The sequence below is a fragment of the uncultured Endozoicomonas sp. genome (assembly GCF_947495845.1).
Classification (GTDB): Bacteria; Pseudomonadota; Gammaproteobacteria; order Pseudomonadales; family Endozoicomonadaceae; genus Endozoicomonas.
In genome coordinates this window covers 75198-98844 of the sequence record NZ_CANMAO010000017.1, presented here as the reverse complement: position 1 = coordinate 98844, position 23647 = coordinate 75198, and the positions used below count along the sequence as shown (strand labels likewise).

Here is a 23647-nt window from a genome sequence, read left to right as displayed (position 1 = left end):
GGATAACGGGTAACGGATAATGGATAGCGGGTAACGGGTAACGGATAACGGATAACGGATAACGGATAACGGATAACGGATAACGGATAACGGATAACGGATAACGGATAACGGATAACGGATAACGGATAACGGATAACGGATAACAGCCTAAACAATGCTTCAATGCCACAGTAAATGTGATTCTTATTTCTGGACGGTTCTTTAGGCCTTGTAAAAAGTAGCCTGCTGTTCATCAACACTATAAATAAATAGTATTTTTATATAGGATATCCAGCCGGTTCCATAAACAGTCAAACCGGAATAGGCATCTTCATAATATGAGCCAAATACTGACCATCGCCCGCCCTGACGATTGGCATCTTCATCTGCGTGACAACAGCGCTTTAAGCGAAACCGTTGCCGCCACCGCCAGAACCTTCGCCAGAGCCATCATCATGCCGAACCTGGTGCCACCGGTGATTGATGCTGAAATGGCCAGCCAATACAAATCCAGAATTATTCAACACATTCCCGCCCAGTATGCATTTCAGCCATTAATGGTGATTTACCTGACGGATCGCACCACCCGGCAAACCATCCTGGATGCCCACAATCGGGGTGATGTGGTGGCAGCCAAGCTCTACCCTGCCGGTGCCACCACCAACTCGGCTTCTGGCGTGACAGATCTGGATAATGTTCAGGAAGCGCTGGAAGCCATGGCGGAGTGCGGCATGCCGTTACTGGTTCACGGTGAAGTCACCGATGCGGAGATCGACATATTTGACCGGGAAAAAGCGTTTATTGACCGCCATCTGATCAAACTGGCTGAGAAACTTCCTACTTTGAAGATCGTGATGGAGCATATCACGACGGCGGACGCTGCCGAGTTTGTGCGCGACGGACGAGATAATCTGGCAGCAACCATTACCGCACACCATTTACTGTACAATCGCAATCATATGCTGGTTGGCGGTATCAAACCTCATTACTACTGCCTGCCCATTCTCAAGCGAAACCGTCATCAGCAGGCACTGCTTGAAGCTGCCACCAGTGGCAATTCACGCTTCTTTCTAGGCACCGATTCTGCGCCTCACGCCGTTGAGGCCAAAGAGTCCGCCTGCGGCTGTGCCGGCTGCTATACCGCCCCCGCAGCCATCGAGCTATATGCCGAAGCCTTTGAAGGCATGGGTGCGCTGGATAAGCTGGAAGGATTTGCCAGTTTCTTCGGCCCAGACTTTTATGGTCTGCCCAGAAACCGTGATACCATCACCCTCATGAAAGAAGAGTGGGTCATGCCAGACTCCATTCCACTCGGAGATAACCGGGTGAAACCTCTGAGAGCCGGCGAAACCATTTTCTGGAAAATCAAGTAACTGGCGACTCAAAACTGATTAAGGAGACACCCCTTGCGGGCCGACGACAGCCATTCCATGGCCAGCCGATTCCGGGGCTTTCTGCCCGTGGTGGTTGATGTGGAAACCGGCGGCTTCAATGCCGCCACTGATGCTCTGCTGGAAATTGCTGTAACTGTTATCGAAATGGATGAACACGGCTTCGTCCATCCCGGTGAGTCTCAGTCTTTCCATATCAAACCCTTTGAAGGGGCCAATATCGAGAAAGCCGCTATCGACTTTATTGGTATTGACCCTTTTCACCCCCTGCGAATTGCCAGCGAAGAAGAAGATGCCATGAACCGCATCTTCAAAACCGTGCGCAAAGCGGTAAAAAGCCAGGGCTGTAGCCGTGCCGTTCTAGTCGGCCATAATGCGGCCTTTGATCTGGGGTTTGTCATGGCGGCAGCGGAACGGTGCGATGCCAAACGCAACCCATTCCATCCGTTTTCCTGCTTTGATACGGCAACGCTGGCCGGGCTTGCCTTTGGGCAAACCGTGTTAGCCAAAGCCTGTGCTGAAGCGGATATTGATTTCGATAAGGCTGAAGCGCATTCCGCGCGGTACGATACCGAAAAGACCGCCGAGCTTTTCTGCACCATTGTTAATCAGTGGAAGAATCTGGGGGGCTGGCAATAAGTATTAGATGGAGCTCAGCCTTGGGCTCCATCGTCCTGAACAGCACAAAATTTCCATTTACCTCTCCCCTCCTCTACTTAAGTTGAATAGCCGTATCCCCCTCCCACAACATAAGCTTTGGCTAATTCAATTTCATTCCATCCTATGAGGGAACGACACTGGTTATTACGGGCTACCCGTATCAACTTTAAGGTGATTTCATGATGGAATATTACTAAGGTAGGGGATAAAGCCATGTCAAACATAAAACGAGAAGCATCAGTTCAGGATCGAATTAAAACCTTCGAGGCATTAAGTCATCCAAAATATAAGGGAAAATCACAATCACGCTCTGCATCCCATAATTCTGAAAATAAAATACCTAAACAGCCTTCGCTATCAGATAGAATCAATGCACTGCTGAATGGTGGAGTTACTACACCAACTAAAGATAGAACTATTACTCACAAATCAAGTTCAATACCAAGTAATGAACACAATAATAAAGCACCGAAAACCAAACCAACACCAGAAGCTCAAGCACCTCTTAGCTCCTGGAAAGTAACAGGCAATCAGAGCCACTCAAAACAGCGTACTGAATCAAGCGTGACTAGCACTGCTAGCATTCACAATAAAACAGTGGCACAAGCCAAAACCAATCCAATTAAAACTACTCCAACCAGAATTGCACGCAGCGTTCGAAAACAAATATTGAATTCAATCTCTGGCATAAAAGTAAAACCGATGCCCCTATCCGCCAACTTGGAAAACAAATCAATACAGTTCGCCACTGCAGGTAATATTGCACCAGTTGTGAATAATAAGGCCTTGACTACACCTATCGATCGCTCTGTGGTCAAGAGCATAAAAGTAGAACACCCTGCTCCTACCAAGATAAATACTCTACGTGAACAAATCAGAAAAGCGCATCAGGAAGGTCTACTCAAGGGTATTCAGCGAACTCAATTGGATGCCCTGCGTACAAAACAGCTCAAGAATGCAGGTATTGACCATTATAGCGTCGTGATATCTGGCGCAGGTCCTGCTGGCTTGATGGCTGCCATTAGTCAAGCAGATAAGAACCGCACAGTTTGTGTATATGAATCCCGTAACGAAGACACCTGGGATATAAGATCCTCAGTATTGCGCATTAAAACATCAACGATTAATAATTTAATTAATATATTATCTAAGTTGGAAAGCAAAACAGGTTCGGATTTTGTATTTTCACACAAAGAAAAGCGGAGTAAAACACACCCAAAAAGCTTACTAAAGATCAAAAAAGATCTGGCATGGGCAAAAAAATTGTCGAAAATAGACAGCATCAGCACCATCCAAACTGATGTCCTCCAACGCATATACATGAAATATATCAATGTATTTTATCCAGAACTTATTCATATCATATATAGCGATAAGCTGGAAAAATTTGACCCATGGTTACAAACAGCCCAGTTAAGTCAATCTGGAAAAACAGTCGCCTTCGACTCGATCATTCATGCAAATGGTGGTAATAGCGATACACACCCAAAAATTTCAGAGCAATTAGGTGAAAAGATAGAGTATGTTAAAGCTGTGACTCACTTGCAAGGAAGAGCACAAGCAGCTTACCTAAACCACCCAACTTTCAACTTCACAGGCCACCTGTCTCAAAACCATAAAATCGTTGAAGACGAAAAAAGTAAACTAAGGGCGCTGGGTTGGTCTAAAACTACTTTTCCAGAAACCTATATATTTCCAGCTAACCCTACCTCACGTAAAATTTGGATATGTGGACAATGCCCGGATAACCTGACACCTGAACAACACTTGCAATGGAATACATTGATATGTCAGCTGGCCCTGCCTGCGGAAAAACGCAAACAACTGAGAAACCCAAGCCCTATAGAAATAAAAAATCCAACAGATCGCTCTCAAAAGAAGCTTAAAATTAGTGCCTCAATCTTTACTCTAAATAAGAGGATCATTAAACAAAGTACTACCAATCTACCGTTTGGAAAGTCAACCGTTATTGGCGATGCCAGAGAGACCGCAAATTTTATATTAGGAGAAGGCATTTCCAACATAGAAAGACACGTAAATAGTATGAATATCCCACAACCTTATCGTAATCAGATGGGAGATAACTGAGTAATAAGGGTAGGGGCAAATAAGAAATTCCCAGCGTCATCCCCGCGAAGGCGGGGATCCATTGTCATAAACGGCACTACAGGTTGGGATACCATCTTAAAAAATCGGTTTTGTTCGATAAATAGCTCGCTATTCGCCTTTCAAAACCGATTTTCTATCATCTCCACTACGTCACTATGCTCGATCAGGCTCAGCTTCAGAAATCGTAACGAAACTTGAAGCTGTAGTTATCAGAGCTGAAGTCATCTTTGTGCACGCGATCGTACGCTGCACTCAGAGACACATGATCACCGGCGGAGATATCAACACTCAAGCCAACCTCAAGGCTGTCACGTTCTTTGCTGGAGCCTTTCAGCTTATAGTCGTCTCCGGCAAAGGAAATGTCTTTATTGAGGGTATCTTTCAACACATCACGGAAGTACATAACGCTCAGACGTGGAGTGATGTAAACGCCACTTTCTTCTCTGGACAGAACCGTACTGAAAGCAGCACCGACACCCAGATCCATCTGCTTGAAATCAGCTGCGCCGGAGCTGTTGCCATTATAAGAGCCGTCATTATCATCTTTGTATTTGAAGCTGTCGAGATCGACATAGGTCATACGGGTGCTAACCATTGGCTCCAGCATGGCGTTGCCAACTGGCATATAGAAGCCAACAGTACCCTTGGCGCCTAACTGCCAGGAATCGTACTCAGCGGTTTCTGCGGCAGAACCGGCCCATATCTTACTCTCATGGTTTGAAGTACCTAGCGATAAACTGCCATCGACATACATGTCTTCCTGCTGCCAGATACTATAGAGTGACCCCATATAGGATTGAACAGAATCATTCTGGTCTCGGTTATTATTAAAGTCAGTATCGGAGTTACCGTAACTGAATGCCAAGCCAACGGTAACACCGTCGATATCACGGTCCGCACCAATGGTGAAGCCACGGAGTTTACCGTCATAGCCTAAGTCAGCACCATCAGATTTCTGCTCTGATTTGCCAAAAATACCCTGAACCCAGAATCCATCTGCAGAGAACATATCACCGGTGTTCACACCGGTTCTAACCGCTGCACCACGGCTGGAAATATTGCCAGAAACCGCATTGGCCATATCGACACCCGCCTCGGCATCGGCGCCGGAATCGTCTGGGCGGATTTTGTTGAGGTAGTCAGCCAGAGCAGCTTCACTTCCAATATTAAGAACAAGCGATCCGTAGAGTTCTTCGATATCTGAAATATCACCGGAGGTGATACCTCGCTGGAATTTTTCAGCAATTTGCTGAACCACATCAGGGAAGCCGAGTCCTGCAACAATGTCATCAACGGAGTTGGTTTCGATATCGACAACAATCCCTGTAGACGTCACCCTGGGATTGGTTATTTTTAATAGAATATTGCCCGCTTCTACACTAATTGAATCAGTCGCAGGATCGAAAGCACTTTCATCTTCTCCATCCTTGAATTGAAGTGTTCCTGAAGCAAGTGTGGGTAGGCCATCGCTATCAAAAACAATCAGGCTCATCAAAGGCACGTTTGTCACACTCAAACCTTCAATATTAACCCCCTCTATTGCTGTCAATGCTTCAAGGCCAGCAATACCGGCATCGGTTCTCAGGATAGTAGGGCTTGCTGATACTTTGATAACCGTTGAGGCGTCAACAACAAAGTTACCACCGCTAGTTGATAGCCCGAGCTCTGCATCTTCAAAGCTAAATTCTGTAGTACCACCGGCAGTATTAAAACTACCACCGTTCAAGCGACTACCACTTCGCAAAACCATGGTGCCTGTATTAGTAACTGAAGTACTTTGAACTAAAGAGTTCTGAAACTTGACATAAGCTACCCCTGAGTTTGAAAAGTTCAAACTCCCCACACCGTTAACCGACACCACACCGTTAATAAGGCCGTTATTGGTCACGCTTAAGTCGCCTGAAGCACTATTGTACTGAAGGGCGGTAGCCCCTGAAATTTGACCATTATTGATGACACTTTCAATGCCATCACCAATGACTAAACCGATTGCGGGCTCAAGGGCTTCTGTCTCGGTATTATCGGCGTCAGAAATAATGGAACCATTGATAACAACATCACCAGGAACAGCTCCACCTATCGTTAACGCCGTTCCTTCGCCACCTGTGTAGTTGGCAGACTGATCAAAAATCAAATCATCTTCGCCAGTCAAACCTGACGCGACATAAGTTTCATTAGCTCCACCTTCACTGACAGTTTCATCAGCATAAACCGAAGGTGCCACCCCATAAATAACACCAGCAATCGCCAACCCTAGCGCTTTCTTCCTTAAATGGTTCATCAACCACTCCCTGTCTATAAGCTATTCAAATAGGAACCCTGATCAGAAGTCAGCTGCCTGAAAACGACTTCGGCCAGCCAGCACTCAGGCTGAGATTCCTGATCCTCATAGTTATATCAACAGGTAGAGCAAAAAAATGAGTGTAAAATTCAGATTTTTTTACTGAATGAAGCAGCCAAACACAAATCGATTCAACTCAGGGTCGTGCCTTGCGCTTATAGATAATAAAAAGCCAGCTTGGTTTACCCTCAGAGCGCCTTGCAGGATCGCACCGGTATCTTAAGTAACGCCCTCCAATGCTCTACCCACCCTTCCTGATGACTGGCTCCGGCGACGATTTCACCTCGAATGCACTCAGGTTCCGGGAAGCTGGCTCTGTAGGCATCAAACACAACAGGGGGAATGGCATTATCCTCAGCACCCACCAAATGCAGCTGCGGAATACGCTTCAATTTATCAATAACGTTGGCTGGCGATGCCGCATCCGCCATAGGGGAGACATTATGAAGACGATTAACATGGTGTGGATCAAGATTCCCGGCAATCGTTCTGACAGAACGGATGTCGTCACGACCGGCGGCCACCAGAAGCGCGAGGGTAGCGCCACCAGAATAACCAATCAGCTCAATGTGCTGATAATTGCCCTTCTGCTTTAGAGCATCAATAACCTGGGCAAGGCTCACAATCGCTGACTGGCTGTATCGTTGGTCTGTCCAGGTGCTTACTTTACAGTTCTCCCCCTTAACGTACTGACATGGACGTGCGACATAAGCCTTATCCTCATAGGTATCAGCAGTCATCAGATTGAGAACTAATGGATTCACAGGGGTTGGGTCCATGGATGGCCGGTTTCGTCTGGCCCAGGCTCTGCCATCTCCTTCAATATAAATCCTTAGAACGTCATTCTTGCTAGAAAGCACATGTACCGTTTGCAGCGAGTATTCCTGCCCGATCACAACCTCTGCCTTTCCCCCTAAGTCAGTGGCTATATTGCGAATAAACAAAGAGTGATCAACCCTGCTTGAACAGCCACCGAGGATAAGTAATAGGATACCTATCAAAAGCGGGAAACAATTTGTTGAGATATGGTGTTTGCAACGCATCATATAAAGGCACGCCAAATGTCTTATCCTATCATTGGGTCACTTTTAAAGGGCAGGCTTGGGGTGTCATCACCCGGATATACAATTGATTGGATGGCCAATTGATAACCGCTCCTAGGAGCCTGTCGGACTTAGCACTGACCTACTGCGAAAAAGCCGGATTTGGCCAGTTTTTATGCTCCTTTTCGTTGAATAGCTCGCTATTCGCCTCAAACGAGCATAAAAACTGACTCAAACCGGACTTTTTCTCGCTACGGTCGGCTAAGTCCGACAGGCTCCTAGCTCTTGATACTCACAGCATCCTTTTCCAGCATCAAAAGCCAGCGCTTCATATTCAGGCCATGTGCGTACCCAGTCATACTGCCATTTTTCCCAATCGCTCGATGGCAGGGAACAATAATCGCCACCGGATTAGCACCATTAGCTGCACCGACAGCCCTTGAAGCGTTAGGGCGATGTATTTTTCTGGCGATATCCACATAGGAGCAGGTTTCACCATAAGTAATCTGCATCAAGGCCTGCCATACCGATTGTTGGAACTCGGTTCCCTGCAGGTCAAGGGCGACAGAAAATGCGGTTAAATTACCGGCAAAATAATCGGTCAGCTCTTTGATGGCTACCTTCAAATACTCTGAAATTTTATCACGATCCAGTACAGCAGGTTGATGATCAGCGGTTAACGGAATGTCATCATCGGGCAGAATGGACGAAATGCCTTTAGCGGTTGCCGTCACTTTCAAGACACCAACCGGAGTGCTTATTCTCCGATGACCTTCGACCACCGTCTTATGATTTACACCCCAGACAATTGCATCCATCAACCACACCTTCTACTTTGGTTATTCTGATTTAAAGGTTGTAAAGCCGAGCCAGATACTCCGCAACAGCATGATCATTACAGTGCCCGGTTTGCTCATAACCTGCCAACTGTTTGACCAGCGTCGGATCACTATTCCCCATCACCACACCTTTGCCGACCAGCGAGAGCATTTCCAGATCATTCATACCATCACCAAACGCGATGGCATCTTTCAGTTCCAAGCCTTTTAATTTCAGAACTTCTGAAAGTGCAGAACCTTTATGCACCCCAGACGCCATGATTTCAAAGCACTCCGGGAGAGAATACGCCATAGATAGCTGATCACCAAATAGCTCGGTGGCTTTTTCCGATATCGGCAAAAGGTCGGACTGCGAAGGCGCAATAAAAAAGATCTTTTGCACATTATGGCTGCCCATTCGATCAAAATCAGTCACCTGATAAGTGAAGCCACTTTCTTTATGAAACGCTTTCAGCTCATCCAGCTCAACTTCTAATAACCACTGTTCACCCTGATACACATTCGTGTGTGTGTTAGCGGCATGGGGTTTGCGTAAATCTAGCAGTGACGGAACCAGCTCCGGGCGAATATCGTGCTGGATAATCATTTCACCCTGAGGATTATGAACCCGGGCGCCATTACTGGTGATCAGGTACATATCCACACCGAGCTGTGCGCGAATACGCTCCACATCCTGATAGTGCCGACCTGTGGCAAAGATAAACTTGATGCCCTGTTGGCTTAACGTCTGAATGACTTCGCGGGTTCGGGGTGACAGTTCGTGCTGTTTATTGAGAAGGGTACCGTCTAAGTCGGAAACAACCACTGGATACATTGACTACCTCTGGAGAGTCCGTTTTATAAGCTCGCACAGTTAGGGGCAGCGACCAGCTCACCAGCAGTCAGCAAACCTATCTAATCTGACGATCTTTATGCCTCTTAAATTAAAGCCAGATAGCCTATTAATCAATGAGTAGTTTTCTCCCTCAAGAATACGCCTTACCAGTGTTAACCAAAAAAACTGCCGTATGTTTATCTTTTGTGGAACTAATATCCTTAATCTCAATCTAATCAGCAGAACGTAAACAATGAGAATCGGTAATGGATAACTCATCACAAATAGTACCAACGACTTCAGAAAACCTAAAGTACCCGACACAGGAGCAGACACCTCATAACTCAGGCAGTCGCTCAACTGCATCAGGGCGTAGCGTTTCATCCCTGTATTCCAGCCAAACATATTGTAATCAACAAAAAAAAGAACTGACTAGATACGGAAGGCAGCATGACTCTCGCACTGTAGACCAAGCAGCAGGAACAGCATCCCAAATAAATCTCAGTCAGCGAGATAGAGCCGCAAACACAGAAGACCTATGCAATGCTGCCAACAAACTGACTCCATATTTTCAACCTGAACATCGTTTACAGCTTTTGAACGCTCTTGCCAAAAATCTCGATGTATCCCATACACGCTTTTACGAGACTGCTGTCAATAACGATAAACAGCAGGTCAACGAAGCTCTATATCAGATCCTGCATCATTACACAAAGATGAAAGGCTCCGAAGCAACCTGCAACCATTTAAATCAGGGTATTGAGAAAACGACCAATCAATTGAATGCTATTCTTCATCGAATCAATACCAACGCACCACCATCCTATGATGGGAGTGATGATCAACTGAATCAGATTCAGTACCCCGATTCGCCTCTTACTGAAGCCAACAAGCAGCAAAAAACCAATGTCAAACACATTTACTATGCAAGAGAATCATTGATTATTTTCGCTTATTCACCACTCGGTCTATATACTCCTTTGAAGCACAGCCTTGCATCACATTTAAAGTGCGTACTCCCTAATGTAGAGCGAGTATTCGACGACCAAAGCAGCCGCAGCCTGCCAATGACTGAACAATTTTACCAATTATTTCATGAGCTCTTTATCAAACGAATGCCAGTAGACGACACCATTGAAAATCTGGTTACCATTGTTGAAAACATCAAACTGGACATGAATAAAAAGCGTCAGGAGTTTCAGGATATCCAGCATGATCGTTCGAACGAGTTATCGTACCCGCTATCAAACTTAAGACTAGACATGCCACCCCCTGCTTACGAACTCTCCGCCTCAATGGGGTCAGATTTCCCGAACCCGCAACATCAAGCAACAGGTGATGAAATCAAGGCTATTTGGGAATCGCTCCTGGAAGAGTGCAATATAGAAAGCGATGAACTCAATCGCAAAATATTGAAGAGTAAAGATCACAAATTATCGGCATTTGTTGACGCGTTTTCAAGCGCATGTGACATTGACAGACAGGCAGTTCAAAATGAAATTCTAACCAGCACCGGAAACCCTTTTTACCCGCTACTACAGACCAGCAGGCAGGAGCCTGAAAAGATTCTGACAGTGCTACGCAATTTCAATCGCAATCTGGAAGAAGACCTGTACTCAGCAGCCCAACAAACACCAGCACGATATCTTGAAACCGATCTATAATTCTTTTGAAGTCAGGCTCCTCCATTGCCATATGCGCCACTCAGCACAAAACACTCAAAATCAGGAAAATAAAAGCGAGTCATCTTTGACTGACACTTTGATAGTATCACCCGGCTTATACTGACCAGACAATATTGCCTCAGCCAGAGGGTTTTCAATACTGCGCTGGATCGCACGTTTTAGTGGACGTGCGCCGTATACCGGGTCGAATCCAACTTCTGCCAGCTGATCCAGAGCCTCATCAGACAGTTCAAGTTTAAGGTTATTCTCTGCCAGCCGTCGATCCAGATTTGCTAATTGGATGCTGGCAATGGCTTTGATCTGACTTGCCGCCAATGGATGGAACACCACTACTTCATCAATGCGGTTAACAAACTCAGGGCGGAAGTGGGTACCCACTACTTCAACCAATGTCTCTTTCAAATCTTCAAAGTTGGTTTCACCGTCTTTGTTCTGGAAGGTTTGAATCAAATCTGAACCCAGATTTGATGTCATAACAATCACCGTATTTTTGAAATCGACGGTTCTGCCCTGTCCATCAGTTAAACGACCATCTTCCAATACCTGCAGCAGAATAGTGAACACATCCGGGTGCGCCTTTTCCACTTCGTCCAGAAGTACCAGAGAATACGGCTTACGACGTACGGCTTCTGTCAGATAGCCACCTTCTTCATAGCCAACGTATCCCGGAGGTGCGCCCAATAGGCGAGAGACGGAATGCTTCTCCATAAATTCTGACATATCGATTCGGACAATGGCATCTTCCGTATCAAACAGGAATTCCGCCAGTGACTTACAAAGCTCCGTTTTACCCACACCGGTTGGGCCAAGAAACATAAATGAGCCATTGGGTCGGTTTGGATCTGCAAGGCCTGCTCTTGAACGGCGCACTGCGTTGGCAACAGCAACCACCGCTTCATCCTGACCAATCACTCGATTGTGCAGAACGTCTTCCATCTGAAGCAATTTCTCTTTTTCGCCTTCCAGCATTTTGGCGACAGGAATACCAGTCCACTTAGACACCACATCGGCAATCTGTTCATCGGTAACGCGATTTCGCAGCAACTGATTTTCGCCGCTTTCTACCGCATCGGCCTGTGCCAGTTTCTTATCCAGCTCTGGTAATGCGCCGTACTGAATTTCTGACATTTTGGTGAGATCGCCGGAACGTTTAGCGGCTTCCAACTCGATCAATAGTTTTTCTTTTTCTTCACGGAGTTTTTGTCCGCCTTGCAGCTGTGCTTTCTCGGCTTTCCAGACATCTTCCATGTCGGAATATTCACGTTCCAGCTCAGTAACCTGATCGTTGAGTTTCGACAAGCGCTCTTTGGACGCGGCATCGTCTTCTTTCTTCAGGGCTTCCTGTTCGATTTTCAATTGAATTAACCGACGTTCCAGCTTATCCATGGCTTCCGGCTTGGAATCCATCTCCATGCGGATTCGGCTGGCAGCTTCATCAATCAAGTCGATGGCTTTATCCGGCAGCTGTCGGTCCGTAATGTACCGTTGAGATAATTTAACGGATGCAATAATAGCTGGGTCGGTAATATCAACACCGTGGTGCGCTTCGTAACGTTCTTTCAAGCCACGAAGAATGGCTATGGCGTCTTCTTCGGTCGGCTCATCCACCAGCACTTTCTGGAAGCGTCGTTCAAGGGCTGCGTCTTTTTCAATGTATTTACGATATTCGTCCAGTGTCGTCGCTCCGACACAGTGCAATTCACCACGAGCCAGCGCAGGCTTTAACATATTACCTGCATCCATAGCACCATCACCTTTACCGGCACCGACCATGGTGTGGATTTCATCGATAAAGAGAATGATCTGACCTTCCTGCTTTGAAAGATCGTTTAACACGGCTTTTAACCGCTCTTCAAATTCACCACGAAATTTCGCACCGGCAATCAAGGAGCCCATATCCAGAGATAAAAGACGTTTGCCTTTTAAACCTTCCGGAACTTCACCATTGATAATCCGCTGAGCCAGCCCTTCCACAATGGCGGTTTTACCAACACCGGGTTCGCCGATAATAACAGGGTTGTTTTTGGTTCTGCGTTGAAGCACCTGAACGGTACGACGAATTTCATCGTCACGGCCGATCACCGGGTCGAGCTTGCCCGCTTCAGCCAGTTCAGTGAGGTCAACGGTGTATTTATTCAGAGAATCCCGATTATCTTCTGCATTAGCGTCATTAATTGAGGCACCGCCACGGATATTCTTGATGGCATTTTCCAGCGCTTTTTTACTGACACCCTGACTGGTCAGCAATTTGCCAATATCGCCCTCGTCTTCCATCATCACCAGTAGCATGGTTTCACTGGAGATAAATTGATCGCCGGCGTTCTGGGCTTTTTTATCCGCCAGATTCAGCATTCGGTAGAGGGGTTGGGAAGTTTGAATGTCACCGGTGGGCGTGCCGACCTGAGCCAGGTTTTCCAGCATGCCGTTCAGGTCACTGCGTAAGGTAGATACATCAAACCCGACCTGCATTAACAGCGGCCTGACCGAACCGCCTTTCTGATCAATCATTGCCAGCAGAAGATGTACGGGTTCAATCTGGCTGTTGTCTTTACCAATGGCCAGTGATTGAGCATCGGCCAGAGCAGATTGAAGCTTGCTGGTCAGTCGATCCATTCTCATGAAAAACCTCCCGGGTAAGAAAAATTACCTGTCGACACCTTTTAATATGGCGCTAGACGGGCGTAATTCAAGGCAGATGTTTCATATCTGTCGGAACTTATCCGTTATGATTGAATCCAAATCAGAGAAGCCATTCTTCCGGAAGTTTTGCCATCCCTTCGATAGGAATAAAACTGGTCTTGCTGATCAAACGTGCAGAAGCCTCCACCGTATATTTGCTGAACACCCATTCGATTCAACCGTCTGGTTGCCAGCGCATAAAGATCCGCAAACCAGCGGTCGCCTTTCCCGGGGATGAAAGCAGCTTCGCAACCCGCATCTGCTGTCAGAAACTGTTCTCGTACTTCAGGCCCCACTTCAAAATTTGACTGGCTGATGGCCGGCCCAAGCCAAGCCATGACAGTGGCCGGCGCAACGTTCATGGCTGTTACCGTAGACTCCAGCACACCGCTCACCAATCCCTTCCAACCAGCGTGAGCCGCGGCGACGACAGAGCCATTAACATTGGTGAACAACACCGGCAAACAATCAGCAGTTAACACGGCGGCAGACATACCCGGCTGACTGGAAACAGACGCATCCGCTTCCACTTCCTGATCACTGGTCGCTACATCAGCCACCTCGATGCCGTGAATCTGCTTTAGCCACAAAGGTGACTCTGCCAGCTTCAGATCATCCTGCAGTTGCTGTCGATTGGCCTGAATGACATCAACAGCCTCACCGGAATACAGCCCCAGGTTAAAAGCAGAAAACCCATCTTGCACATCAAAGCCTTCGCTCTGGCGGGTAGTGACCACCGCTTTAATATGGGAAGGGGCTGGCCAATCAACAGGAAGGTATCGTTTATTATTCACAGCATCGTGCCCTGTTTTGTCTAAGGGTAACGGTAGTAAGCAAATTACCACTGATTCGTCATTCCCGCGAAGGCGGGAATCTACCATGACAATGGATCCCCGCCTTCGCGGGGATGACGCTGGGAATTTCTTATTTGCCGCTACCCTAACCTGAAGGTTCACTGTTTTGTGGAACCTCCTGACTGTTTAGAGTTGTTCCGGCTTTGGCTCATTCGCCGCAAGAGAATCCAGCAGAGCCTGAAAATCGTCCGTTAAAGGGACTTCCCATTCCATGTATTCGCCAGAGGCTGGATGAATCAAGCCTAATTGACGCGCATGAAGCGCCTGACGACGGAAAGTACGAAGCATCGCTTCCAGCGCTTCCGGGCAGGATTTCGGCAATTTCAAACCACCGCCGTACAGATCATCGCCAACCAGAGGGTAACGCTGATGACTCATGTGCACACGAATCTGATGCGTTCTGCCGGTTTCCAATTGTAGGCGAATATGGGTGAACGACTTAAAACGCTTGAGCACACGATAGTGCGTGATGGCCGTTTTACCACCACGCACCACCGCCATTTTCAAACGATTCTGGGGATGGCGGCCAATAGGCGCATCCACAACGCCACCACTGGTCATCACACCTCTAACCACCGCTTCATATTCACGATGCACTGTTCGGTCCTGCAGCTGAGCCACCAGATCACCATGGGCTTCATGAGTGCGGGCAACCACCATCAGGCCGGTGGTGTCTTTGTCCAGTCGGTGCACAATACCAGCACGGGGAATGGCGGCATTATCCGGATAATGGTAAAGCAGTGCGTTCAGCAACGTGCCGGTGTAATTACCTGCTGCCGGGTGAACGACCAGGCCCGCCGGCTTATTGATGACAATAATGTCATCATCTTCATAAACAATATCCAGAGGAATATTTTCCGCCTGCCATTGCTTGTCGTTTTCAATTTCAACGGAAAGCGTCAGTTGCTCACCGCCGTACAGTTTATCTTTTGGCTTTCGGGATTCACCGTCCACCAACAGATGACCATCTCGAATCCACTCCTGCAATTTTGCCCGGGAAAATCCGGAAAAACTGGCGGCAGCCACCTGATCAAAGCGTCGGCCACCGAGATCATCAGGGACCGTTACGCTCTCTTGTATGGTTTTAACAACATCACCCATTCGGGACTCTCTACTCAAAAAACATCGACTCAAAAACAGGCAGTACCGTGTTAATCATACAAATGGCAAGCTTAGCCTTTTGCGATAACGGCATACTGTGTTTAAATGCAGTGATAACAGTGTTCGAAAGTTTACCACAAGAGACTATTCAGAAGAGATTATTCACAAGCGCCATGACATTACTGAATTACAAATTGCCCAGGTTCTTTTCACCTCTTGTGATCAAAACCACGATATTCAGATCAGTAGCCGTAACACTGACAGCACTTATTCTTGCCGGCTGTGCTTCTTCCGGTTCCGATGATGAACAACTGCCAGAGTCCCTCTCTGAAGCGGAACTCTATCAAATGGCCAGTAAATCCATTGATGATGGCCGCTATTCAGAAGCCGTGAAATCTCTGCGCACTCTCGAATCCCGCTACCCTTTCGGTGCGTTTGCCGAGCAGGCACAGCTGGACATCATTTACGCCTACTTCAAAAACACCGAGCCTGAAGCGTCCAAAGCAGCGGCAGACCGTTTTATCCGGCTGCATCCTCAGCACCCTGATGCCGACTACGCCTATTACATGAAAGGCCTGGCATCCAACACCGCCGCTATGGGCTTGCTGGAACGCTATCTGCCATTGGACCTGACCCGTCGTGATCCTGGTCAGGCGCGGGTTTCTTTTAATGAGTTTTCTGAACTATTAAGCCGCTATCCGGAAAGTAAATACGCTCCGGATGCTCGCCAGAGAATGATTGCCCTACGTAACCGTCTGGCTGAATATGAAATCCACGCTGCCAATTTCTATCTGAAGCGCAAAGAGTATGTGGCTGCCATTAACCGCGGGCAATACGTAGTAGAGAACATGCAGCAGACGCCTGCCGTGCCAGAAGCGTTGAGCATTATGGTTGAAGGGTATCAGCACCTGAATCTGACTCAACCAGCCACTCAGGCATTGGCGGTACTGAAACTGAACTACCCGGATCACCCATCACTGGATGCTGAGGGTAACTTTACCGGATACAAGGTATTCGATGATGTTGATCCATCCATCTGGAGCACGCTGACCTTTGGCTTGATTGGAGGCAGTAAACAGGAGCAGTCTCCTCTGTCGGCACCACAGCCTCCTCAGGCAAATTAATCGCTTCTTCTGTTCTGGTGCAGAAAATACTGCACCAGAACATTCCAACAGAATCCCAACATACCCAAAATCATGACCAAGACTGTTAACTGCCCTCATTGTTCCAAAGCTGTGAAATGGATTCCGGAAAACAAATATCGCCCCTTCTGTTGTGAGCGCTGCAAGCTGATTGATTTAGGTGCCTGGGCGAAGGAAGAGCACGCGATTCCCGGTGACCCTGCATTTGATGATTTAATGTCAGAAGAGATGGATGATTTTCCAACCAGACATTAACGACTGTTTATAAAAAAGCCGGGATTTGACTCTCGGCTCTTGTGTTATTTTCCTCAGTCAGACGAAAAGAAGTATCTGCTTCAGGCATTGGCCTCCAATTGCTCCGTGAGATCAATAACAGTAATAACCGATTCATCTGATGCGACGCTGTCTGTTTCTGAACCGCTTGAAAAGTCTGAAGCGTTCTGTTCTGACTGCTGTTGAGGAGCTGTGCTATCAGTATTGCTATCGATTGTGTCAGGTGTTTCGCTGGTATCAAAATATTCGTCATCACCTTCATCACCGTCAAATTCATCAAATGACCCTGGTGCTAAATTATTCATCTGAGGATCTCGTAGATATTCTTCAAGCCCTTGTTTCTCAAACTCTAGCTGACTGATTTCTGCATTTTTCTGATCTATGGTCACAGACAGTTCCTCAATCTCCTTATTTTTTTCTGCCAGCTCAGCCGCTTGCTCCCCCAACTGCTCCTTTATTTTCAGCTTGTCGGTCTTTAGCTCAGCTATAGACACCCCAGCGCGCTCTAAACTCAGTGACAGATTACTTTTCTCGAGCATGAGAGCAGAGTGTTCCTGATCGACTTTAGCACGTTGCGCCACATCTAATTTGAGCTGACATTGTTCATCCGCTAATCGGGCTGTAATCTCACGAACTTCGTCTTCTTTTGCAGCGAGACTTTGCCTTAATCCATCTATTTCCGCGCTATACGTTTCAACTTCAGCTTTGTGCTGAGACACAGTGTGATCTAATTGAGCTTCTGTGCGTCTTAACTCATCTTCAAGGGTCATAGACTCCTCATTTATTTCCAATAATTTTTTATTGAGAAAATTAACTTGCTCTGTACTTACGCCGAGTTCTTGTTCGACACCAGCCAGTTCGTTCTGCGCTTTATTTAAAGCAGTTTTCAGCTCATCATTCAGCCTTGTTAATTCAGTTCTCTGCTCTCCTATCAGCTTGTTTTTCTGTTTGTACAACTCAAATACTTCAAAAGTCTGTTGTTGAAAGCCGTTTACTATCTCGCCAATTGCTTCCCATTTTCTAACTTCAATCTCTTTCTTTGCACAAAACTCATCCAGCTTTACATACTGCTTTTTGTTATCTTGTAATTCTTCAGTGAGAGCGCTCAACTGCTCGCCCTTTTCTTTGATAGTTAAATTAGCCGTTGTAACTTCTGTTTCTAAAGCAGCCACTTTATCTTTTAAGGATGCAGCTTCATCTTTTAAGGATGCAGCTTCATCTTCTGTCTTTTTTAGTGGCTCAGATAAGGGTATTTTTTTCTGTACCCGCTCAGCCGAAATCACCGAACACTTCCGCTGATAGAGCGGTTTTCCAGTACATAGAATATACAGTCTGTTGACAGGCTCCAGAGCAAGAGAGCCAAGCGCTACTGTGCTTGCAGCAATGAAAGCTATCGTATTCACAAGCACATTGCATTTACGCCCAAAAATACTACGTACACCATGAAAAACATTCACACAAAGCCATTTCGAGCCCGACTCCTGCTCAGTCTGCAGTTGCTGCTGAGCCGTGGATGTTTGATTCAATTGAGTTTGAGTTGCTCCTGTAACCGGCATTAGTTCCTCTCTTATTCAACAATGAATTTATTGTACTGATGTTTTAGAGAGGGAGACTTTTAATTGGTTCCTTGGTCAATTATTCTAATTTAGAATAAAAAAATCATCTTATATTATAAAAAAACCCAAATTGCATGAATAGCAGCAACACCTTGAGCCCCTTTACTCTGGGCGACATCAATGTCTACTTCATCCATACCACCAAGCCAGTAAACCGGCAGCGCTGCACAGACTGTTAGTTGCTCAGCCATTTCATGTCCCAACGGCGCAGTCTCTGGGTGAGATCTCGTTTTGTTCACCGGAGAGACAGTGATGAAATCCATCCCAAGCGCCTGCGCTCTCTTAACCTGACGCTCGTCGTGACAGGATGCAGCCAGCAGCTTGCCATTGTGCTCTTTTGGATAATCTGTACACTCATCCAACTGGCGAGTCGTCAAATGAAGGCCGTGGCACCAAGACTCTTGAAGAAGCGCCAGATCGCCTTTGATCAGTAACGTGCCTGATTGTGCTTTAACCCGTTCAGAGAGTTCTCTAGCCATGTCGAGATAAACATTGCGCTCCAACCAAGGTGCTCGAAATTGAATTAAACGAATACCCTTGTCTAACGCAGCTGACACCTTTTGAAAAAGTTCGACCTTTTCATCAAAATGCCCTGTAATCATATAGCGATCAGGCAATGTAAATGCCCTGAGAATCGCTTTATTAGCTTCAGGAAATTCGTACTCGTCTAGACGAGAGGCTTCCACCCATTCTATGATTTGCCTCTCATTGCCTCTGGCGCACCCTGTAATACCTCTGACGATCCAGGCGTCCAAACGCACTGTTCTATCCGGGTAGTCATGACGGAGACAAATAAGCGGCTTGAAACGTTCCACTTCGATCGCTAATTCTTCTCTAAGCTCACGCTTCAAAGCCTCTGTCACTAACTCTCCGGGTTCAACCTTGCCGCCCGGAAACTCCCAGAGCCCGCCCATATGCTTACTATTCGGTCGTTTTGCCAGCAAAATCCGACCGTCATCACCAAGAATGACACCGACAGCCACATGAATGATTTTTTTATTGGCGATTTCAGGTTCGATATTCAGCATTGATCTTCACATAGTCATGGGATAAATCGGTGGTCCAGATCTCTTCAACGGCCTTGCCTTGCCCGAGCGCAATTCGAATGGTGATGGACTCCTGGCTCATTATCTTCTGACCTGCGGCTTCCGTGTAACCTGCGGCAGGCTGTCCACTGTTCACAATGGCAACATCATCCAGCCAGATAGACACCTGATCAACATCCAGTGTTGCAACGGGCGCTCTGCCCACCGCAGCCAGAATACGACCCCAGTTCGGATCACTGGCGAACAAAGCCGTTTTCACCAGCGGTGAATGCGCCACTGTGTAGGCAACCTCTAATGAATCTTGCTGGCTCGCTCCACCTTCGACACGAACCGTGACAAACTTAGTAGCGCCTTCACCATCTTTCACAATGGCTTGAGCAAGCTCAACAGACACTTCCTTTAGATTTTGGATGAATTTTTGCGCCAGATCGGATTCACTGGCATCGATAACGTCATTCCCCGCAGCACCGGTGGCTACCAGCATAAAACTGTCGTTAGTGGAGGTATCACCATCAATGGTAATTCGATTGAACGATTGGTTAGCGATGTCTCTCAATAACAACTGAAGGTAGTTCTGGTCCACAGCCACATCCGTTGCAATAAATGCCAGCATGGTGGCCATATCCGGCTTAATCATGCCTGCGCCTTTGCTCATGCCGGAAATTGTGTACAACTTACCTTCATGCACAAACTGACGGGATGCACCTTTCGGCCGGGTGTCTGTGGTCATGATACCTTCAGCCGCGCAGTACCAGTTATCTTCCTGTATATTCTCCAATGCACCGGGAATACCCTTACAAAGGCGATCAACCGGCAACTGCTCACCAATCACACCGGTAGAAAACGGAAGCACTTTATTTTCGTCAATACCGGCAACTCTGGCCAACTCAAGGGTTGTTATTTTTGCTGCAGCCATGCCGGCATCGCCAGTACCGGCATTGGCATTACCCGTGTTTACCAAAAAGTATTCAGGATCATTAGAGAGTCTTGCGCGACTAAGGTGTACCGGTGCAGCACAGAATCGATTACGGGTAAAAACACCGGCAACAGAGCTGTCTGAATCCCAGTTCATAATGACGAGATCACGTCTTCCGGGTTTTCGGATTCCCGCCATCGCAGTGCCCAGGCGAAACCCTTTTACGGGTTTCACTTCAACCCACTCATCGACTCCCGTTGCCATCAATGACTCCCACTTTATGCTTAAGTTGTTATAAGAAGCGTTGCAATAAAAAAAACGGGTCAGCTCTTAAAAGAACTGACCCGCAGTTTATGCCAGAAAATACAGTAGTGACAAATTACCCGTCAGTGATCAGGCAATTTTACCGTGACACTGCTTGTACTTTTTACCAGAGCCACATGGGCATGCATCGTTACGACCCACTTTGCGACCTTCACGAACAAAGGGTTGATGCGCTTCGGTATCTGGCGCTTCTTCACCAGACTCTCCTTCTACCACTTGAGCCTGAGCATGTTCAAACTGCATTCGACGAGCCATCTCTTCACGACGCTGGCTTTCCATCTCGGCAGTCCGATCATCTTCCTGAACCTGAACGTGGGAGATAATACGAATAGTGTCGTATTTAATATCTTCCAGCATTTGCTGGAACAGCTCAAAAGCTTCGCGTTTGTATTCCTGCTTAGGGTTTTTCTGGGCGTAACCACGCAGATGTATGCCCTGACGCAGATGATCCATAGTGGCCAGATGCTCTTTCCACTTATCATCGAGAATACGCAGTAAAATATGCTTCTCAAAATTACGCAGCACTTCAGCACCGGCCAGTTCTTCCTTCTTGCGATAGGAATCAATCACCGTTTGCAGGATACGCTCACGCAGCGCCTCTTCATCTAAGCGATCATCGTCGTCCAACCATTGTTGAACCGGCATCCGCTCATTCAGCTCACTGCCCAGTTTTTCTTCAAGGCCTTTCACATCCCACTGCTCCTCAAGGCTCTGAGGTGGAATGTACTGACTGATCAGATCATGCACCACATCTTCACGGAGTGCTTCGATACTGGAAGATACATCATCGGCGTTCAGTAGTTCATCGCGCTGGGTGTACACCACTTTACGTTGATCGTTCGCGACATCATCGTATTCCAGCAGCTGCTTACGAATATCGAAGTTGCGGCCTTCCACCTTACGTTGGGCTTTTTCGATGGCGTTGGTCACCATGCGGTGCTCAATCGCTTCACCCTTTTCCATACCCAGGGCTTTCATAAAGTTCTTCACCCGCTCCGAGGCAAAGATGCGCATCAGGCTGTCTTCCAGAGACAGATAGAAGCGGGATGAACCCGGATCACCCTGACGACCGGAACGACCACGCAGCTGGTTATCAATCCGGCGGGATTCGTGACGTTCAGTACCAATAATGTGCAAACCACCGGCTTCCAACACTTCTTTATGAAGCTTCTGCCAATCTGCTTTAACCTTATCGATCTGTTCTTGAGTTGGGTTATCCAACTCGGCCACTTCGGATTTCCAGTTGCCACCGAGCATGATGTCGGTACCACGACCCGCCATGTTGGTGGCAATGGTAACGGCACCCGGACGACCCGCCTGGGCAATAATCTCGGCTTCTTTTTCGTGGAATTTGGCGTTCAGTACCTGATGGGGAATGCCTGCCTTTTCCAAAGCCTGAGACAAGTGCTCGGAAGAATCGATTGAAGCTGTACCCACCAGAATTGGACGACGGGCGACTACCGTTTCTTTGATATCTTCAATAATAGCTTCGTATTTTTCGGCAATGGTCAGATACACCAGATCATTGCCATCCTGACGCACCATTTCTTTATGGGTTGGGATAACAATAACGTCAAGGCCGTAAATCTGACGGAATTCAAAGGCTTCGGTATCCGCTGTACCGGTCATGCCTGACAGTTTGTCGTAGTTACGGAAGTAATTCTGGAAGGTGGTGGAAGCCAAAGTCTGACTTTCTGCCTGAATGTTCAGGCCTTCTTTGGCTTCAATGGCCTGATGCAGACCTTCTGACAAACGACGCCCCGGCATGGAACGACCCGTGTGCTCATCAACCAGCATCACTTCATTGTTCTGTACAATATATTCAACGTTACGGGTAAACAGCACGTGTGCTTTCAGAGCCGAGTTGACATGGTGCAACAGGTTCAGGTTGTTCGATGCATACAGGCTTTCACCTTCTGGCAGCAGACCTTCTTTTTGCAGAACTTCTTCGACAAACTGATGCCCCAGCTCATTTAGCTCAACCTGACGACTCTTTTCGTCTACTGAATAGTGGCCGGTGAGTTCTGACACATCAACTTCACGGGGATCCTGATCTTCTGGCAATGGATCCTGGCGCTTTAGCATCGGTACCAGTAGATTCATACGACGATAGAGTTCGGAGGAATCTTCAGCAGGACCGGAGATAATCAGAGGCGTTCGGGCTTCATCAATCAGGATGGAGTCCACCTCGTCAACAATAGAGAAGAAGAGTTCACGTTGGAAACGATCTTCTTTTCTGAATGCCATGTTGTCACGGAGGTAATCAAAACCAAACTCGTTGTTGGTACCGTAGGTGATATCGGCTTTGTAGGCTTCTCTTTTTTCTTCCGGGTCCTGCTGTGGCACGACAATGCCCACACTCATGCCGAGAAACTCATAGAGAGGACGCATCCAGTTAGCATCACGACGTGCCAGGTAGTCGTTTACCGTAACCACGTGTACGCCTTTACCAGGAATAGCGTTCAGATAAGCAGGCAGCGTAGCAACGAGTGTTTTACCTTCACCGGTGCGCATTTCTGCAATATGACCTTCGTTAAGGGTCATACCACCGATCAGCTGAACGTCGAAGTGACGCATCCCCATGATTCGCTTACCCGCTTCCCGCACCACGGCGAAAGCTTCAGGCAGCATATCATCCAGGGTTTCCCCCTTTTCAAACCGCTCACGAAATTCCGCAGTCTTTCCCTTGAGCTCTTCATCACTCAGGGCTGCCAGACTTTCTTCAAGAGCATTGATGGATTTGACAGTTTTGCCCATCCGCTTGAGCTGGCGGTCGTTACGACTACCAAATATTTTCTTAATTAATGAAGCAAACATAAGTTGTTAACAGTC

General features: G+C 47.2%; 17 protein-coding genes. 6 read left to right on the top strand and 11 right to left on the bottom strand.

Features of this window, described 5'->3' with window-relative positions; translation table 11 throughout:
- The first annotated feature begins 320 nt into the window (after positions 1–320).
- From pyrC to Q1B11_RS12655, 3 genes are all read left to right on the top strand, one after another.
- Positions 321–1355, top strand: a complete 1035-nt coding sequence (gene pyrC, locus Q1B11_RS12665) for a dihydroorotase (RefSeq protein ID WP_299733163.1) — start codon at positions 321–323, stop codon at positions 1353–1355.
- Between the two features lie 57 nt (positions 1356–1412).
- Positions 1413–2012 carry a ribonuclease T gene (gene rnt / locus Q1B11_RS12660; RefSeq protein WP_299733175.1) on the top strand — a complete coding sequence of 200 codons (600 nt, stop codon included), beginning with the start codon at positions 1413–1415 and terminating at the stop codon, positions 2010–2012.
- A gap of 234 nt (positions 2013–2246) precedes the next feature.
- Positions 2247–4121, top strand: coding sequence for an NAD(P)/FAD-dependent oxidoreductase (locus Q1B11_RS12655; RefSeq protein WP_299733160.1), 1875 nt, complete (start codon positions 2247–2249; stop codon positions 4119–4121).
- A 196-nt stretch (positions 4122–4317) separates the two neighbouring features.
- Here the strand turns inward: Q1B11_RS12655 and Q1B11_RS12650 are convergent, their stop codons facing one another.
- The 4 genes from Q1B11_RS12650 to Q1B11_RS12635 form a co-directional block, all read right to left on the bottom strand.
- Entirely contained in the window at positions 4318–6423 is a 2106-nt protein-coding gene (locus Q1B11_RS12650; protein WP_299733157.1) for an autotransporter outer membrane beta-barrel domain-containing protein, read from the bottom strand.
- Between the two features lie 248 nt (positions 6424–6671).
- Positions 6672–7427 carry a hypothetical protein gene (locus Q1B11_RS12645; RefSeq protein ID WP_299733154.1) on the bottom strand — a complete coding sequence of 252 codons (756 nt, stop codon included), beginning with the start codon at positions 7425–7427 and terminating at the stop codon, positions 6672–6674.
- 377 nt (positions 7428–7804) lie between these two features.
- Positions 7805–8344, bottom strand: coding sequence for a methylated-DNA--[protein]-cysteine S-methyltransferase (locus Q1B11_RS12640; RefSeq protein ID WP_299733151.1), 540 nt, complete (start codon positions 8342–8344; stop codon positions 7805–7807).
- 31 nt (positions 8345–8375) lie between these two features.
- A complete protein-coding gene (locus Q1B11_RS12635; protein ID WP_299733148.1) occupies positions 8376–9179 on the bottom strand; it encodes a Cof-type HAD-IIB family hydrolase in 804 nt (267 codons plus the stop codon).
- A gap of 266 nt (positions 9180–9445) precedes the next feature.
- Here Q1B11_RS12635 and Q1B11_RS12630 point away from each other — a divergent pair, with 266 nt between their 5' ends.
- Entirely contained in the window at positions 9446–10843 is a 1398-nt protein-coding gene (locus Q1B11_RS12630) for a hypothetical protein (protein WP_299733145.1), read from the top strand.
- Between the two features lie 60 nt (positions 10844–10903).
- Here the strand turns inward: Q1B11_RS12630 and clpB are convergent, their stop codons facing one another.
- The 3 genes from clpB to rluD form a co-directional block, all read right to left on the bottom strand.
- The gene (gene clpB / locus Q1B11_RS12625) at positions 10904–13483 is read right to left on the bottom strand and encodes an ATP-dependent chaperone ClpB (protein ID WP_299733142.1); all 2580 of its coding nucleotides are present in this window, start codon (positions 13481–13483) and stop codon (positions 10904–10906) included.
- A gap of 104 nt (positions 13484–13587) precedes the next feature.
- On the bottom strand, positions 13588–14337 hold the full coding sequence (gene pgeF, locus Q1B11_RS12620) for a peptidoglycan editing factor PgeF (protein WP_299733139.1): 750 nt from the start codon (positions 14335–14337) through the stop codon (positions 13588–13590).
- 186 nt (positions 14338–14523) lie between these two features.
- Positions 14524–15498 carry a 23S rRNA pseudouridine(1911/1915/1917) synthase RluD gene (rluD, locus tag Q1B11_RS12615; RefSeq protein WP_299733136.1) on the bottom strand — a complete coding sequence of 325 codons (975 nt, stop codon included), beginning with the start codon at positions 15496–15498 and terminating at the stop codon, positions 14524–14526.
- 218 nt (positions 15499–15716) lie between these two features.
- On the opposite strand from rluD, the gene Q1B11_RS12610 reads away from it, so the two are divergent.
- On the top strand, positions 15717–16622 hold the full coding sequence (locus Q1B11_RS12610; RefSeq protein ID WP_245673382.1) for an outer membrane protein assembly factor BamD: 906 nt from the start codon (positions 15717–15719) through the stop codon (positions 16620–16622).
- 72 nt (positions 16623–16694) lie between these two features.
- On the top strand, positions 16695–16895 hold the full coding sequence (gene yacG, locus Q1B11_RS12605; protein WP_067514642.1) for a DNA gyrase inhibitor YacG: 201 nt from the start codon (positions 16695–16697) through the stop codon (positions 16893–16895).
- 80 nt (positions 16896–16975) lie between these two features.
- Here the strand turns inward: yacG and Q1B11_RS12600 are convergent, their stop codons facing one another.
- The 4 genes from Q1B11_RS12600 to secA all read right to left on the bottom strand — a co-directional run bounded on the left by Q1B11_RS12600 (position 16976) and on the right by secA (position 23632).
- On the bottom strand, positions 16976–18469 hold the full coding sequence (locus Q1B11_RS12600) for a hypothetical protein (RefSeq protein WP_299733127.1): 1494 nt from the start codon (positions 18467–18469) through the stop codon (positions 16976–16978).
- Between the two features lie 113 nt (positions 18470–18582).
- Positions 18583–19557, bottom strand: a complete 975-nt coding sequence (locus tag Q1B11_RS12595; RefSeq protein ID WP_299733124.1) for a Nudix family hydrolase — start codon at positions 19555–19557, stop codon at positions 18583–18585.
- Complete coding sequence (gene argJ / locus Q1B11_RS12590; protein ID WP_299733121.1) at positions 19538–20755, bottom strand: bifunctional glutamate N-acetyltransferase/amino-acid acetyltransferase ArgJ; 1218 nt, start codon at positions 20753–20755, stop codon at positions 19538–19540. The genes Q1B11_RS12595 and argJ overlap by 20 nt, the downstream gene beginning before the upstream one ends.
- 129 nt (positions 20756–20884) lie before the next feature.
- Positions 20885–23632: a preprotein translocase subunit SecA gene (gene secA, locus Q1B11_RS12585; protein ID WP_299733119.1), complete on the bottom strand. Its 2748-nt coding sequence runs from the start codon at positions 23630–23632 to the stop codon at positions 20885–20887.
- Positions 23633–23647: the final 15 nt, after the last annotated feature.

Coding starts and splice junctions, on each gene's coding strand:
- pyrC (WP_299733163.1), top strand. CDS start 321: ATGAGCCAAATACTGACCATCGCCCGCCCTGACGATTGGCATCTTCAT.
- rnt (WP_299733175.1), top strand. CDS start 1,413: ATGGCCAGCCGATTCCGGGGCTTTCTGCCCGTGGTGGTTGATGTGGAA.
- yacG (WP_067514642.1), top strand. CDS start 16,695: ATGACCAAGACTGTTAACTGCCCTCATTGTTCCAAAGCTGTGAAATGG.
- argJ (WP_299733121.1), bottom strand. CDS start 20,755: ATGGCAACGGGAGTCGATGAGTGGGTTGAAGTGAAACCCGTAAAAGGG.
- Q1B11_RS12595 (WP_299733124.1), bottom strand. CDS start 19,557: ATGCTGAATATCGAACCTGAAATCGCCAATAAAAAAATCATTCATGTG.
- Q1B11_RS12630 (WP_299733145.1), top strand. CDS start 9,446: ATGGATAACTCATCACAAATAGTACCAACGACTTCAGAAAACCTAAAG.
- Q1B11_RS12650 (WP_299733157.1), bottom strand. CDS start 6,423: ATGAACCATTTAAGGAAGAAAGCGCTAGGGTTGGCGATTGCTGGTGTT.
- clpB (WP_299733142.1), bottom strand. CDS start 13,483: ATGAGAATGGATCGACTGACCAGCAAGCTTCAATCTGCTCTGGCCGAT.
- rluD (WP_299733136.1), bottom strand. CDS start 15,498: ATGGGTGATGTTGTTAAAACCATACAAGAGAGCGTAACGGTCCCTGAT.
- secA (WP_299733119.1), bottom strand. CDS start 23,632: ATGTTTGCTTCATTAATTAAGAAAATATTTGGTAGTCGTAACGACCGC.
- Q1B11_RS12655 (WP_299733160.1), top strand. CDS start 2,247: ATGTCAAACATAAAACGAGAAGCATCAGTTCAGGATCGAATTAAAACC.
- Q1B11_RS12635 (WP_299733148.1), bottom strand. CDS start 9,179: ATGTATCCAGTGGTTGTTTCCGACTTAGACGGTACCCTTCTCAATAAA.
- Q1B11_RS12600 (WP_299733127.1), bottom strand. CDS start 18,469: ATGCCGGTTACAGGAGCAACTCAAACTCAATTGAATCAAACATCCACG.
- Q1B11_RS12640 (WP_299733151.1), bottom strand. CDS start 8,344: ATGGATGCAATTGTCTGGGGTGTAAATCATAAGACGGTGGTCGAAGGT.